General features: G+C 69.1%; 12 protein-coding genes and 1 pseudogene. 1 reads left to right on the forward strand and 12 read right to left on the reverse strand.

The annotated features are described in order from the left end of the window. Positions 1-11: 11 nt before the first annotated feature. The 4 genes and pseudogenes from EV192_RS20580 to EV192_RS20595 all read right to left on the reverse strand — a co-directional run bounded on the left by EV192_RS20580 (position 12) and on the right by EV192_RS20595 (position 5,797). Positions 12-1,208, reverse strand: coding sequence for a DUF6004 family protein (locus EV192_RS20580; protein WP_132117692.1), 1,197 nt, complete (start codon positions 1,206-1,208; stop codon positions 12-14). Between the two features lie 100 nt (positions 1,209-1,308). Next, complete coding sequence (locus EV192_RS20585) at positions 1,309-2,535, reverse strand: ATP-grasp domain-containing protein (RefSeq protein WP_132117694.1); 1,227 nt, start codon at positions 2,533-2,535, stop codon at positions 1,309-1,311. A gap of 39 nt (positions 2,536-2,574) precedes the next feature. Beyond that, positions 2,575-5,061, reverse strand: a pseudogene (locus EV192_RS20590) (ATP-dependent Clp protease ATP-binding subunit); the annotation flags it as partial. An 82-nt stretch (positions 5,062-5,143) separates the two neighbouring features. Further along, a complete protein-coding gene (locus tag EV192_RS20595) occupies positions 5,144-5,797 on the reverse strand; it encodes a winged helix-turn-helix transcriptional regulator (RefSeq protein ID WP_132117698.1) in 654 nt (217 codons plus the stop codon). Between the two features lie 89 nt (positions 5,798-5,886). Between EV192_RS20595 and EV192_RS20600 the strand changes: the two genes are divergently transcribed. Next, complete coding sequence (locus tag EV192_RS20600) at positions 5,887-6,753, forward strand: class I SAM-dependent methyltransferase (protein ID WP_132117700.1); 867 nt, start codon at positions 5,887-5,889, stop codon at positions 6,751-6,753. Between the two features lie 90 nt (positions 6,754-6,843). On the opposite strand, the gene EV192_RS20605 is transcribed toward EV192_RS20600, so the two are convergent. From EV192_RS20605 to EV192_RS20640, 8 genes are all read right to left on the reverse strand, one after another. Then, the gene (locus EV192_RS20605) at positions 6,844-7,380 is read right to left on the reverse strand and encodes an EF-hand domain-containing protein (RefSeq protein WP_132117702.1); all 537 of its coding nucleotides are present in this window, start codon (positions 7,378-7,380) and stop codon (positions 6,844-6,846) included. 25 nt (positions 7,381-7,405) lie between these two features. Continuing rightward, positions 7,406-7,984: an EF-hand domain-containing protein gene (locus EV192_RS20610; protein ID WP_132117704.1), complete on the reverse strand. Its 579-nt coding sequence runs from the start codon at positions 7,982-7,984 to the stop codon at positions 7,406-7,408. After that, positions 7,981-8,877 carry a homocysteine S-methyltransferase family protein gene (locus tag EV192_RS20615; RefSeq protein WP_132117706.1) on the reverse strand — a complete coding sequence of 299 codons (897 nt, stop codon included), beginning with the start codon at positions 8,875-8,877 and terminating at the stop codon, positions 7,981-7,983. The genes EV192_RS20610 and EV192_RS20615 overlap by 4 nt, the downstream gene beginning before the upstream one ends. 2 nt (positions 8,878-8,879) lie before the next feature. Beyond that, complete coding sequence (locus tag EV192_RS20620) at positions 8,880-9,749, reverse strand: class I SAM-dependent methyltransferase (protein ID WP_132117708.1); 870 nt, start codon at positions 9,747-9,749, stop codon at positions 8,880-8,882. Positions 9,750-10,088: 339 nt separating this feature from the next. After that, positions 10,089-11,792 carry an ABC transporter substrate-binding protein gene (locus EV192_RS20625; protein WP_132117710.1) on the reverse strand — a complete coding sequence of 568 codons (1,704 nt, stop codon included), beginning with the start codon at positions 11,790-11,792 and terminating at the stop codon, positions 10,089-10,091. After that, positions 11,789-13,309, reverse strand: a complete 1,521-nt coding sequence (locus tag EV192_RS20630; RefSeq protein WP_132117712.1) for an ABC transporter substrate-binding protein — start codon at positions 13,307-13,309, stop codon at positions 11,789-11,791. Before EV192_RS20630 ends, EV192_RS20625 begins: the two co-directional genes overlap by 4 nt. 16 nt (positions 13,310-13,325) lie before the next feature. Beyond that, positions 13,326-14,603, reverse strand: coding sequence for an aminotransferase class V-fold PLP-dependent enzyme (locus EV192_RS20635; RefSeq protein WP_243726961.1), 1,278 nt, complete (start codon positions 14,601-14,603; stop codon positions 13,326-13,328). Further along, positions 14,600-15,250, reverse strand: coding sequence for an NHL repeat-containing protein (locus tag EV192_RS20640; RefSeq protein ID WP_132117714.1), 651 nt, complete (start codon positions 15,248-15,250; stop codon positions 14,600-14,602). The genes EV192_RS20635 and EV192_RS20640 overlap by 4 nt, the downstream gene beginning before the upstream one ends. Position 15,251: the final 1 nt, after the last annotated feature.

The raw sequence follows: 15,251 nt of genomic DNA on the forward strand, positions 1-15,251 counted from the left end.
CTCGTGCCGTGTCACACGTTGACGGTGGCGTGTTCGCCCACAATGGACTCACGCATCGCCACGGTGAGGCCGGTGATCCGGGCCTTCGGCTCGTCGGCCGCGGTCACCAGCGCGGTGCCCTGGCCGGACATGGTGAGGTTCGTGCCGTCCGGCTGGATGTCCTTCAGCTGGCCGGAGACGTGCACCGGGTTGGTCGCGTAGAGCACTCCGTGCGGCGTGACGAGTTCGAACTCGGCGTCGAAGTGCAGCTCGCCGGGGAACCGGACGCGGGACAGCGTCTCCTCGGTGCCGTCGCCGAGGTTCCCGCCGGACGGCTTGGGCCAGCTGGCCCGCAGCATGACCCGGCCGCCCAGTTCCGGGCACTGGCCGACGATCGCCATCCGGGCGAGCTGCGCGAGCACACCCACACCTTCCTCGTGCTTCTCCGGCCCGAACAGCAGGACCTCCATGCCCGCGGCCAACGTGTGGTCGCCCGCCAGGTCGACCCGGACCGTCCGGCCGGCCACCTCCAGCGTCAAGGCGGCCTCGGTGGACGTCTGGATGATCATGGTCGGGTCGACCAGCATGGACATGCACGCCGCCGGGCTGGACGCGAAGAAGACGGTCGGGGTGATGCCGATCGGGCGGTTGTCGTCGGTCGACGGGTACCACGCCTCGGGCAAGGTGGTTCCGCGCACGACGTTCGGGGCGGGCACCAGCTCCATCGGGTGGTCGCCGCGCGGCACGCCGAGGTAGCCACCGGACAGCGGCTTCTTGAACGGCGGGATGGCGTCCACCACGCCGTAGATGTCGATGACGTTGCGGTGCACCAGCCGCAGGGTGCTGGTCTCCAGGATGCCGAAGCGCTGGATGTGGAACTCGGCCGGGAAGTTCTGTCCCGGCGCGACCTGGCGCACGTGGCCGGTGTTGGGCAGCAACGGGTTGGACAGGATCTGGATGCGGTCGTCGAGCTCGTAGCTGTAACCTTTGATACCGACTTCCGGCGCGCTGATCAGCTCCGTGTCGAACTCCGCGCGGCCCTTCTCGTCCACTCGGTGCTCGAAGCCGGGCATCGGCCACTTGTTCATCTGGACGAAGCCGGACAGGTTGATCGTCTCGCGTTTGCCGCTGTAGTAGTCGTCGCCGTAGACGATGGTGGCGGCGGCCAGGATGTGCGGGCGGAGCGGCTTGGGGGCGAGGTTCAGCGACTCGTAGGTTTCCCGTTCCACTTTTGGCCTCCAGTGAGGAGTTCGACTGGGGTGGATCACGGTGAGCGGCGCCGCGCGCGGTACCCATCGCCGATGACGCTATATGTTTTTCAAGTAATAGTCAACGGGGGCGGAGCGACACGGCGGCCGCCGCGGTGGCCAGCCGGGCCTGGCATTCCCCGATCGAGGTCCCGCGCACGACGACCATCGCGTAGCGGCCCCACACGTGGCCGACGGGAGGCGGCGCCACCTCGGTACCCGGCTCCGCCAACGGCGCGGCGAGGACTGTGCCCGGTGGCAGCATCGACTTGTCGATCCGCACCTCGCCGACCACGATGGCGGTGTCGGGATAGAAGAACCGGACGGCGGCCACGGCCCGGTCGGGGTCGCCGGTCAGCCGTGGGGTGCGTCCACACGCGACCGCCGCCGCGATCTGGCCGGCGTCGACGCCGGTGGCTTCCAGGCCGAGGAACGGGATCAGGTCGCCGCCGAGACGGCAGTTCACCTCGATCACCGACCAGCCCGTCGGTGTGCGACGCAGTTCGATGTGGGTCATCCCGGAGTCGAAACCCAGCGCCTCGTGCGCCATGGCCAGGTGACGCCGCAGCTCGGGATCGGCCAGCAGCGGGTCGGCCCCGGCCACGACGTGACCGACCTCCTCGAAGTACGGCGGGAAGCCACTTGTCTTGCGGGCCAAGAACAACGGCGTCACAACGCCGTCGACGACAGCGGAGTCCACACTGTACTCGGGGCCGTCGGCGTACTGCTCGACGAGCACACCGGCGTCGTAGTACCGCGCCTGGTCGACGTGTTGGGCCCGGGTGTGGTCGTACGCGGCCGGCAGTTCGTCCGGGCGCCCGACCAGGGTCACGCCCATGCTCGCCCCCAACGCCCGCGGCTTCAACACGACCGGGTAGCCGATCCGGTCCGCCGCTTCCCCCGCCGCGGCGGGGGAGCCGACGAGGATCGAGCGGGGCTGCGGCACACCGGCGGCGGCCAGCAGGGTCCGGGTGCGATGCTTGTCCCGGCAGCGGTCGATCACGTCCGGGGACACGCCCGGCAGGCCGAGCCGTTGCGCGACCCGCGCGGTGTTCGCCATCTTCAGCTCGTCCCAGCACAACACGCCGTCGACGTGCCGGCTGCGGGCGACATCCTCGGCCGCGGCAAGCAAAGCCGCGCCGTCCCGGATGTCGACGGCCGTCCCGCCGATGACGTAAGGGGCTTCCCACGTCACCGGCTCGTGGTCGAGCAGCCACACGTCGGTGGTCTGTGCGATGGACCGGAGCAGGTACCCGCGGTGCGGCTCGTACCCGATGCCGACCAGGAGCAGCAGCGGGCGTTCACTCATGGCGTTCCCTCCGCGTCGTCACCGGGTCAGTGCCACCGCGGGTTTCGGTTCGCCGCGGAAGACGAAGTGGGCCCTGTCGTTGGCGGCACTGTCGTCGGCGGTGCCTTCGCCTTCCCAGCCTTCCACGTCGCAGAGCACGATCTGGCCGGGTTCGACCTCGCCGAACAGGATCTTCTCCGAGAGCTGGTCCTCGATCTCCCGCTGGATCGTGCGCCGCAACGGCCGGGCACCCAACACCGGGTCGAACCCACGCTGCGCCAACAGGGCCTTCGCCTTGTCGGTCAACTCCAACGCCATGTCCTTGTTGCGCAGCTGACCCTCCACCCTGGTGATCATCAAATCCACCATCTTGATGATCTCCTCGCGGGTCAGCTGGTGGAACACCACGATGTCATCGATCCGGTTGAGGAACTCCGGCCGGAAATGCTTCTTCAGCTCATCCAGGACCTTCTGCTTCATCCGGTCATAGTTGTTCGACTGCTCACCACCACCGGCGAACCCCAACGACACCGCCTTGGAGATGTCCTGGGTACCCAGGTTCGACGTGAAAATGATCACCGTGTTCTTGAAGTCCACCGTCCGGCCCTGACCATCAGTCAACCGGCCGTCTTCCAGGACCTGCAGGAGGGTGTTGTAGACCTCCTGGTGGGCCTTCTCGATCTCGTCGAACAGCACCACCGAGAACGGCTTACGCCGCACCTTCTCGGTCAGCTGGCCGCCCTCTTCGTAGCCGACGTACCCGGGTGGGGCACCGAACAGTCGGGACGCGGTGTACCGGTCGTGGAACTCGCCCATGTCGATCTGGATCAGGGCGTCGTCCTCACCGAACAGGAAGTTGGCGAGGGCTTTGGACAGTTCGGTCTTGCCCACCCCGGACGGGCCGGCGAAGATGAACGACCCGGACGGGCGCTTCGGGTCCTTCAACCCGGCGCGGGTCCGGCGGATCGCCTTGGAGACGGCCTTGACCGCCTCCTCCTGGCCGATGATCCGCTTGTGGACCTCGTCCTCCATCCGCAACAGCCGGGTGGTCTCCTCCTCGGTCAGCTTGAACACCGGGATCCCGGTCCAGTGCGCCAGCACCTCGGCGATCTGCTCCTCGTCCACCTCGGCGACCACATCCAGGTCGCCGTCCTTCCACTGCTTCTCCCGCTCGGACTTCTGCCCCAGCAGCTGCTTCTCCTGATCCCGCAACTTCGCCGCCCGCTCGAAGTCCTGCGCGTCGATCGCCGACTCCTTCTCCCGACGCACATCCGCGATCTTCTCGTCAAACTCCCGCAAATCCGGCGGCGCGGTCATCCGCCGGATCCGCATCCGCGCCCCCGCCTCATCAATCAGGTCGATCGCCTTGTCCGGCAGGAACCGGTCATTGATATACCGATCCGCCAACGTCGCCGCCTGCACCAGGGCGCCGTCGGTGATGGAGACCCGGTGGTGGGCCTCGTAGCGGTCCCGCAGGCCCTTGAGGATCTCGATGGTGTGTTCCAGGTTCGGCTCACCCACCTGGATCGGTTGGAACCGCCGCTCCAACGCGGGATCCTTCTCCACGTACTTGCGGTACTCCTCCAACGTGGTCGCCCCGATGGTCTGCAACTCACCCCGCGCCAACATCGGCTTCAAAATCGACGCCGCGTCGATCGCACCCTCCGCCGCCCCCGCACCCACCAGCGTGTGGATCTCGTCGATGAACAGGATGATGTCCCCGCGGGTCCGGATCTCCTTGAGCACCTTCTTCAGGCGCTCCTCGAAATCACCCCGATACCGCGACCCGGCGACCAGAGAACCCAGGTCCAGGGTGTACAGCTGTTTGTCCTTCAACGTCTCGGGCACCTCGCCCTTGACCACCATCTGCGCCAAACCCTCAACCACCGCGGTCTTGCCCACCCCGGGCTCACCGATCAACACCGGGTTGTTCTTCGTGCGCCGCGACAGCACCTGCATCACCCGCTCGATCTCCTTCGAGCGACCGATCACCGGATCCAGCTTGCCCTCCCGGGCACTGGCCGTGAGGTTGCGGCCGAACTGGTCCAACACCAGCGACGAGGACGGCGTGCCCTCACCCCGAGCGCCCGGCTCAGCCTCCGGCTTACCCTGATACCCCGACAGGAGCTGTAGTACCTGCTGGCGGACCCGGTTCAAATCAGCGCCGAGTTTGACCAGCACCTGCGCGGCCACACCCTCACCCTCCCGGATCAACCCGAGCAGGATGTGCTCCGTGCCGATGTAGTTGTGCCCAAGCTGCAACGCCTCCCGCAGCGACAGCTCCAACACCTTCTTCGCCCGAGGCGTGAAGGGGATATGCCCACTCGGCGCGTGCTGACCCTGGCCGATAATCTCCTCGACCTGCTGCCGCACGCCCTCCAACGCGATCCCCAGCGACTCGAGCGCCTTCGCCGCGACACCCTCACCCTCGTGGATCAAGCCCAGGAGGATGTGCTCGGTGCCGATGTAGTTGTGGTTGAGCATCCGGGCCTCTTCCTGGGCCAGGACAACCACCCGCCTCGCGCGGTCGGTGAACCTCTCGAACATTCGCACTCCCTCGACAGCCGCGCCGGATGGGGGTGGATCGGCAAGCTCACTATATTCTAGTGAAGCTTTTTTGGGGAGTGCCCTACCAGTCCAAGCCGAGCATCCGGATGCACCGCCGCGCGGCCGGCGGGTCACCGGTGATCCGGACCTTGCCCGTGGCGACCGCCTCGCCGGGGGCGAGCATCCGGGCGCCGACCCGGATGAACGTGTCCGCGTCACAGTCCACGGTGATGTCCGGGGCGGCCGCGGGCGCCCGACTGAACCGCACCGCGCCGTCGCGGACCTCGATGACGAAGGTCTGACTGTCCACACGGAACTCGTACGTGTCGTCCACATCCGGCACCGCGTCCCGGCTGACCATCGACTGCACCGCGAGAAAGCCCCACTCCGGGCGGATCACGCCGCCGCGGTCGTCCTCCCGCAGAAACCCCATCCCCCACCGGGCCAGTGCCAGCAGCGGATGCCTGAGCTGTTCGCCGAGCTCGGTGAGCTGGTAGCACATCGCCCGGTCGCCGCCGGGCATCGGGACCCGTTCGAGCACACCGTGCCCGGCCAGCATCCGCAGCCGGTCGGCGAGCAGGTTCGGGCCGATGCCCGGCATGTTCGCCAGCAGCGCGGTGAACCGCGCCGGGCCGATGAGCAACTCCCTTACCACGAGCAGGGTCCACCGCTCGCCGATCACGTCTAGGCCGACGGCGAGGCCGCACCCCGGTCCGTACTCGCGTCTGCTGGACATCCGTTCCTCTCTCGCCGCCGGACCTGTCACCTGATGCCGCGAGGAGGTACTTTCCGTAGCGTACAAGGAAACCCCCATGGAGGAAGCGAATGAGCGTGGCCACGCTTCGTGCGGACAAACGGGAGGAATGGCAGCTTTCCGCTGTCGGGTGGGTGAAGTACCGATCCAGCTTCGCCGACGCCGGCGTGCCCAGCGTGCGGCGGATGATCCAGCTGGCGCGCCCGGCGCCCGGCGGGCGGGTGCTCGATCTCGCCTGCGGTGTCGGTGTTCCAGCGTTCGACCTCGCCGATGCCGTCGGCCCCACGGGATTCGTGCTGGGCCTGGACATCGCCGAAGCCATGGTCGCCGGCGCGCGGAGGTGGGCTGCCGCGCACGCGGTGACCAATGTGGAGTTCCGGACCATCCCGACGGAGTACGAGTTCGACCTGCCCGCGGCGGGCTTCGACGCGGCGACCTGCCGGGCGGGACTGCAGTACATGGTCGAGCCCGGCCGCGCGGTGCGGGCGGTGCACGAGGCGTTGAAGCCGGGTGGACGGTTGGTGGCGATGACCGTCGGGTCGCCACAGCGCTGCACCTCCCTGCGTCTGCTAGAGGACGTCGTCGCCCGGCACATCGACATGCCCGCCCTGATCCCCGACCCGGACCCGGAGGTGCCGGGCACCGTGTCCCTGTCCGACCCCGCCGACCTGGAAGGGCTCTACCACGCCGCCGGCTTCACCGACGTGACGACGGAGATCGCCGACCACCCGATCGTCCGGGCGGGCAGCGCCGAGGAGTACTGGGACGTGTGCGAACAGAGCGCCGGGCCGTTCATCCTGCTGCTCCGGTCGATCAGCCCGCGGCTGCGGGACGCCATCCGGGCGGACGCCATCCGCGAGCTCAGGTCGGCCTTCCCAACCGGCCCGGTGGTGATGACCGGCGAAACCCTGATCACCACGGGAACCAGGACGAGCTGACCACCCGGCGCGGACCTCCGCCCCGGCCACAAGAGCGCCATCCGGGGCGGAGGTGTCCATTCAGGACAGCTCAGGACAGCTCAGGACCACTCAGGGCAGGTCGCCAACCATCAGGTTGCCGACCGCGTTCGGGTCGTCGCTGAGGTAGAACTCCCGGATCGCCGCGGCGTACTCGTCCCGGCTCACCGTACCGTCGTGATCGGTGTCCAGCGCCTCGAACATCCGGCGGGTCTCGTCCTCGGTGATCCCGGCCCGGCTCTGCCCGGCGATCATCTCGTGCACCGACAGCGTGCCGCTCTTGTCCCGGTCGGCCACGTCGAAGACGGCCAGCGCGAACGGCAGTGCCACCCGGTCGACGAAGTCCGGTTTCTCCATGGCGGCGTTCCACTCCGACTTGCTGACCGTGCCGCTCTGGTCGGTGTCGGTCGCGGCCGTGATGTCCGCCCACAGCTTGGTGGCCAGGTCGTTGATCCGGGCCGCGTCACCGGACGCCGGTCCCACTTTGAACGTCTCGCACCAGATCTTGGCCATCGCGGTGATGTCGTTCTCCTGCAGGACTCCGTCGCGGTTCACGTCGAAGCGGTCGAATGCCTTCTCGTACTTGCGTTTTTGTAGTTGGGTGGGCATTTGTCTCTCCAATCGTTGCCTGCCGTCAGCCTGGGGGTGTGCCGAAGAACCAAGCTCCGGGCGAGTCGGGGTCGTCGGACGTGAACGCGTCCCGGACCACGGCGACGAACTCGCCGATGTCGATGCGGCCGTCGCCGTCGGTGTCGATCCGGGCGAACGCGTCCAGCGCGATCTGTTCGCTGAGCCCGGAGGCGAGGTAGATCGCCACGTACTCGGCCGTGGAGATCACGGCGTCGCCGTCGGTGTCCAGCACGTGGAAGACCGTCTCGGCGATCGGGCCGACCGTCGAGTCGAAGAAGGTGTCGTCGTCGACCAGCCGCGTCTCCATGATCGTGACGCAGTCGGCCGCCGGTATCCGGCCGGTGACGTCCGCGCTGTTGATGTCCGAACTGTTGATATCCGCACTGTGTCGCCGCAGGTGGTGCCACCAGGCGTCGAGTGCCGTGTGGATGGTGCGCCAGTGCGGCGATCCGGCGGGCAGTCGCAGTGCGCCGCACGTGTTGTCGGCGTGCGCTGCGAAGTCCGCCGCGGTGATGTGGCCGTCCGCGTCGACGTCGAAGATCTCGAACATCGCCGCGAGGTTCCGTTGTTTCTGGCTGGTCATGCCACGACCTCCATGCGCAGGCGGGCGGCGGCGGCTCGCAGGTGGTCCGGCGAGGTGCCGCAGCACCCGCCGAGGACGTCCGGGCCGAACTCGGCCCGCCACCGGGCCAGCAGGTTCGCGAAGTCCACAGGGGACAGTTCGGCCGGCAGGTGGGAGTCGACGTGGCCGTCGACCCCCGACCGGTCCTCGATGTTGGGGTAGGCGCCGATCCGGCCGGCGCATCCGGACCGCAGTTCGGCCAGGCACCGGGTGGTGTCCGTGGGCGATGTGCAGTTGACCAGGACGGTGTCCGCGCCGTCCCGTTCGATGGTACGCGCGGCGATCCGCAACCGCTCGCCGGACAGCAGCCGGCCGTCCGGCCCGCAGACGAAGGAGACCCAGCCGCGGGCACCCGCGTCGAGCACCGCCGCCAACGCGATTCTGGCCTCCCGCACGGTGTTCATGGTTTCCACCAGGACGAGGTCGACGCCCGAGCGGACGAGGTCCGCGGCGAGCGCGCCGTGTTCGGCTCGCAGTTCGGCGTCCGGCGGGACCAGGTCGGGGCGGTAGCAGTCGGCCACCGGCGCGACGGAACCCGCCACGAGTGCCTGGATTCCGGTGTCGGCACAGGCATCCCGGGCCAAGCCGACCGCGGTACGGACCAGCGCCGCCGGGTCGGCACCGAGGGGCCGAAGAGCCCGGCCGTGGCAGCGGAAGGTGTTCGCGGTGATCACCTGCGCGCCGGCGCGCAGATGGGCGGCGTGCACCGAGCGCAGCACCTCGCGCCCCTTGACGGTGCGCAGCGCGGCGGTGGTCCACCATGGAGCGTGGACCGGCACCCCGGCCCGTTGCAGCTCCGTGGCGACCGCACCGTCCAACAGGATCGGTGCCGCCGTGGAGAAGCCGCTGGACATGATCAGCTCAACGGGGTGACGGCGCGGACGAGCAGGGTGCGGGAAGGCAGGTCGATCCGGCCGTCGGGGCGGCGGTACGGCTCCACCGACGCCGCGATCGCGGCCCAGGTGTCGGGATCGTCCTTGCTGCCGAACCGTTTCTCGATCATGGTGAGCAGGCCCGGCGGCGAGCACGTGCGGTAGAACTCGACGTACTCGTCGGTGCCGGTGAGCCAGAACGGCGCGTCGAACCCGGTCACCGACACCTCGGCGAACCCGGCCGCGCGCAGCTCGCGCTCGACCTGTGCCGGGTCCGACATGCTGTACGGGCTGGGCTCCTCGGGCGGTGGCTGGGGCAGTTCCAGCCGTTCGGCGAGGACCCGGAACCCGCGGGAGATCATCGGCGCGGTCTCCGGCGGCCCCCACACCGAGGCGGCCAGCCTGCCGCCCGGCACCAGCACCCTGGCCGCTTCGGCGAACGCCGCCCGGTGGTCCACCGCGAACATCAGGCCCCACCGGCTGATCAGGGCGTCGAAGGCGCCGGCCGGCAGGTCCAGGGACTCCAGATCGCCCCGCAGGACGTCGACGTTGCCGAGCGCCGCCGACCGGGCCCTGGCGATCTCGACCATCTCCTCGGACAGGTCGAGCGCCGTCACCCGACCGTGTTCCCCGACCGTGTTCGCCAGGAGCACCGCGGGCTCGCCGATCCCGGTGCCCACGTCCAGCACCCGGTGGCCTGGCCGGACCTCGCCGAGTTCCAGCAGCCGCTCGCTGACCGGGGTGCCACCCCGCTCGAACTTCTCCCGCCAGGTGAGCCAGCCCGCGCTCATCGCGTTCCAGTTCGCGCGCTGGGTGGCCTTGAATCGGGCCGGGTCGAACCGCGTGCTGGTCAAGGGTCGCCGCTCCAGTCCTGTCCGGGTGTGCACTGATCAGAGGGAACGCATGTCAATTCATCGATCATCACTCACGGAAACCCATCACACTCGAAACCGGAGAAAGGTGTCGAAAACATCGACAATGGCGTCGACCGGGTCGTCCAGTGCCGTGACCGATGATCGAGGTGTGCGGCGGTGCTGTGCGTCGCCTCCCTGACTAATTGATGCTACCGCAGAAAGAAGTTGCGGCAAGTCCTCAATTCAGGCACAACTGTCACCCGGACAGACCCACCCCGGGACCACCCACTGTGTCCATTGCGGGCACAGTAATTCGGCGTGTCCGAAACATAGACTCACTCACTCGGCCAGCCACAGGTTCGCCAGATCGAACCAACGATCCACAGTGGGCATCGCGATCGCGTTGCGCACGCGGGACCCGCGCAAGTGCGGGATCGTGGGAGCGTGTACAAGGACGGGCACGATGGCCGCGTCCCGCATGATCCGCAGGTCCACCTGGTGCCACGCGGCCCCCGCCGCGTCCGGGTCGGTGCACGACAGCGCCTCGCTGATCAGCCGGTCCACCTCCGGATTGCTGTAACAGCCGTAGTTCCCGGTGCCGTGCGTCGCGTTGGTCTGGAACATCGGTTGCAGGAACGCCCGGCCGTTGTCGCCGAACCAGTCCGGCGTCCACGCCGCGACCGCGATGTCCCACGTGCCCGCGCGCGCGTTCGCCGGGTCGTGCAGGAGCGGGTAGTGTTCGGCGTGCCCGAGGCCGACGAGACGCAGCCGGATCCCGATCTTGCCGAGGTCGACCTCCAACTGCCGGGCGACCTCCGGGTTGGCGTCCATGTCCCGGTGCACCACGGTCAGCGTCAGCCCGTCGCCGTAGCCCGCGTCGATCAGCAGGGCGCGGGCCCGGTCGGGGTCGCCACGGTCGCCCGCACTGGGATAGAGGTCGTAGTCGCGGTAGCCGTAGTTGCCCGGCGGGATCGCGGTGTGCGCGGGCCACATCACCGTGCCCGCGCTGAGGTTGTCGAAGATCCCGATCATGGCGGCCTTGTCGACCGCGAAACTGATCGCCTGGCGCACCTTCAGCTTGGTGACCGCGCCGGCCGCGTTCGGGCTGACCATGTTGAACACCAGGTACGGGTTGACCGCGTAGCCGAGGTTGTCCGCCGGGTCGGCCGGGTTGACGTCGTACGGCTCGGTGACCGGAGACGCCCAGGACAGGTCGGCCTCGCCGCCGAGGATCCGCCGCCGGACGTCCTGCGGCGTCGCCGTCCGGTCCATCGTGACGTGCACACCGTCCAGATGCTGGCAGCGGACCGGATCGGATTCCTTGCGCCAGCTTGGATTCGGTTCCATGTGCAGCATCTCGCCGTGCGCGTACGCGGTGAGCCGATAGGGCCCGCAGGACCGCACACCGCGCCGGAACTCGGCGCTGTCCGGCAGGTAGGCGTCGTATTCGATCGGCGCCGGCGAGGTGAACGCGGTGGCCAGAATGTGGATGAAGTCCGTAGCCGGGCGAATAAGACGGAAGCGTAGGATCTGATCGTCGATCGCGGTCAGGCCGGAGATATCATGAGTGTTCTGGAAGCGGGCGAGATCGTCCGGTGTCGGATCATCTCCGGCCGCGGCGGTATAGGCGTCGCAGAACTCCGCCATTCCGGTGATGGTGCTCGTGAAATAGTGGATCGCGCCGCTGCGGAGAACCGGATTGCACATTCGTTTGAATCCACGGACGAAGTCCGGCGCGGTCACCGCGCGTTCCGGGGTGGTGTCCCAGCGGACGCCGGGCCGCAGCCGGACGGTGTAGGTCAGCCGGTCCGCGCTCACCCCGCCGTTGGCCACGGTCGGGATCTCGGTGGCGACGTCGGCGACCGGGGTGAGGTCGCGCCAGTCCCGCAGCCCGCGGATCGGCGGATAGGCGAACAGCTGCCGGGTGAACAGCCGGATGATCTGGCCGGACAGCATGAAGAACGAGCTCGCCGGGTCGACGTGGTCCATGCTGCCGGGGCCGTAGAGCCGAAGGACACCGCCACGGCGGGGACGGTCGGTCATGTCCGGACCTCCAGGCTCTCGCGTTCGGGAGTGGGGCTGAGCCATACCGCGGACAGGTCCACCAAGCCGCCGAGCGCGCTGAGCACGCCGACACCGTGGACGCCGTCGTGACGCGGCGCTGGAACGCGCGGTGGCCGGAACGAAACCGGCACCACTGCGGCATCGGCGAGCACCCGGCGTTCGGCCTCCCGCAGGGCGATGCCCGCCCGGCCGGGCTCGTCCGGGCTGGCCATCGCCTCGTCGATCAGGTCGTCCACCCGGGGGTCGGTGTGTCCGCCGGGGTTGGTCACGCTGCCCGAATGGCACAGCGGCAGCAGGAAGGCCCGGCCGTTGCCGTGCGACCAGTCCGGATACCAGGCACCGACCAGCACGTCCCATTCGCCGGCCTCGGCCATGGCGCGGTCGGTCAGCACCCGGGCGTACACGTCGTCCGCCAGGGGTCTGAAGTGGACGGTGATGTCGATCTTCGCCAGGTCGGCGGCGATCGCCTGCGCGGCGGCCGCACCGGACGGCGGGTGCACCACGGTCAGCGTGATCCCGGCTTCCGTCAGCGGGGCCGGGTCCGCAGGGGCCGGGGGTTGCTGGTGCCCGTCGTTGCCGGGCGGCACGATCGTCCGAGCGTCCCGGTTGATCGCGTTCGCCACCGCGCGGCGGGTTTTCTTGGCGCGCAACGGTCCCGGACCTCGGGTGTTGAGGGCCAGGTAGGGGTCCAGGCCCAGACCCGGGTGTCCGGTTGCCCTGGTGGACGGGAGCAACTCCAGGTCCACGTCGCCGTCCCGGCTGACCGTGATCGAGTCGACGTACCGCTTGCGGATCGGGTCGGACTCGGCACGCCAGGCGGGGTTGTGTTCCAGCACGAGCGCACCCGTCCGGATGACCGGCCGGTACGGTCCGGTGCTCCGCTGGTTCCGCCGCGCCTCGGCGCTGTCGGGGAGGAAGGCGTCGTACTCGGCGGGGACCGGGGAGGCGCAGGGCTGCGCGAGGATGTCGACCAGGTCCAGGGCGGGCCGGAGCAGTTCCACCACCAGCGTCTGGTCGTCCAGGGCGAACACCCCGGAGATCTCGTGCGAGTTCGCGTACTCGGCGAGGTCGGCCGGGGTGGCGGGGTGGCCCGCCAGATACTCGGCCAGCCCTCGGATGGTGCTGGTGAAGTACGGCAGGGCGGTCGGCCGGCAGAACGGCGTGCACATCCGCTTCACCCCGCGGACAACGTCGTGCGCGGTGACCGCGCGGACCGGATCGGTGTCCCAGTACACGTCCGGCCGCAGGTGGATCACGTACGACGTGTAACTGGCGCCGACACCGGCGTTGTAGATCGACGGCACGGCGACGGCCAGGTCCGGCACGGGCGCCACCGCCTGCCAGCTGCCGGGCACGGCATCACCCCGATAGGTGAACAGCTGCCGGGCACACAGCCGGGTGACCGCGGCCATCGGGTGCCGGTGGGCGGCGACCGGCTCGGGCAACTCCTGGTCTCCGCGCAGGCGCAGGCGGCCGCCACAGCGGGGCTGGTTCATCCGTTGTCTCCTGTGGTCAGGACATGTCGTCGGCCAGCTGTCCCATCACGTCGACCGCGTGGTCGATCTCCGCGTGCGTGTTGAAGATGTGCGTGCACAGCCGGGCGGCGTAGTGCTGGTGCGGCGAGCCGGCCACGTCGAACTCGGTCCACCGGGCCCAGATCCGGTGCTCGGCCTCCAGCCGGGCGACGAACGCGCCGACCTTCTTGACGTTCCACGCGTCCCGCGGATCGCGGAACGGGTGGAAGGCGATCAGCGGGGACCGTAGCCGGGGGTCCGCGCCCGGCGAGTACATCGCGGCCACCCCGAACCGCTCGGCGATCCGGTCGCGGGCGTGCCGGGCCAGGTCGAAGATCCGTTGCTCGATCCGGTCCCGGCCGATCTCGTCCCACAGCTCGCAGGCACGGGCCAGCGCGGCACCGCGGGCGATGCTCGCGCTACCCGCGCTCTGCAGGTAGTCGCCCATGTTGCAGCTCGCCACGGCCGTCGTGGTCCGCGGCGGGGGAGCGCCCTTCATCGGGTACCAGGTGGAGATGATCGGCCAGAACTCGGGCAGCGGCAACGGATTGTGCTCGGGGTGGACCTTGTTGCGGACGTACAGCAGGCCGGTGCCGAGCGGGCCGCACTGGTACTTCGACCCGGAACAGGTGATGAAGTCGGCGCCGAGCGCCCGGAAGTCGCAGTCCAGCATGCCCGCGACCAGCGCGCCGTCGATCACCGTCGTCAGGCCGTTGCGTTGGGCCAGTTCACACAGCGCCCGGATCGGCAGCAAGGTGCCGGTGAACAAGGTGATCCCGGCGAACGCGAGCACCTTGGTCCGTGGCGTGATCGCCGCCTCGAACAACGCGACGATCTCCTCCGCGCGCACGTCGTACCCGGTGGGGAGGGTGACGGTGGTCAGAACGACACCGTGCCGGTTGCGGAGCAGGTTGAAGTTCGACAGCACCGAGTAGCACTCGTGCGTCGTGGTGAGCACCTCGTCGCCCGCGCGCAGGTCGAGCCCGTGGATCACCCGGGCCATGCCCTCGGTGGCGTTGTGGCAGATGACGATCTCGTCCTGGTCGACCCCGAAGGCCTGCGCGATCGTGCCGCGGTACCCGGGGTACATCCCCGGCGGGTAGACGTCCATCAGCCCGCCGGTCCACTCGCGGGTCACCCGGTCGGCCGTGTCGAGCACGTCGTGCGGCATCGCGCCGACGGTGCCGGTGTTGAGATGCACCGCGTCCGGGGCGAGGGCGAACATGCCGCGGATCTCGTCCCACGAACTGTCGCGCCATCCCATGGTCTGACTCACCGGCCGAGGATGTCGTCGAGGCGCAGCGCGCAGATCCGCCGTCCGGGGAAGTCGCAGTACCAGACGTGGGTACCGTCCCAGGTCATCCCGGTCGGGTTGCCGGGCACGTCCACGGAGCCGAGTTCGGTACCGGTGGCCGGGTCCGTCGCGCGGATCCGGCGCTCGACGAGGTCGGCGTGCAGGACCATGCCGTCGGCCCAGGTCAGGCCGGACGGCTCGGAGCCGGCCACCGGATGCTCCCGGAGCAGGGTCATGGCCGGGTAGTCCCGCAGTTGCAGCACGGTGGGACCGCGCAGGCACATCCACATCCCGTCCGGGCCCAGTTCGATTCCGGTGAGCCGGCCGTTGGCGGGCAGCACCTGCCGCAGCCCGGCTTGTTCGCCGGTTCGCCGGTCGACGAGTACCAGCCGCTTCGGGCGCATGCCGACCTGGCAGAGCCACTCGCCGTCGAAGGCGAGGTCGGCTCGTACGGTCGGACAACGCAGAGTGCGCGACACTGTGCCGGTCAACGGGTCGATCGCGTAGATCTCGCCGGCGAGCTGGTCGGAGTGCCACAGGGTGGCGTGGTCCCATGTCAGTCCACATGGGTACGTGCCGGGCAACGGCAGGGTACGGCGGATTTCGGCCTCGGCCGGACGCGCTGGCACC

Source organism: Actinocrispum wychmicini (assembly GCF_004345645.1).
GTDB lineage: Bacteria > Actinomycetota > Actinomycetes > Mycobacteriales > Pseudonocardiaceae > Kibdelosporangium > Kibdelosporangium wychmicini.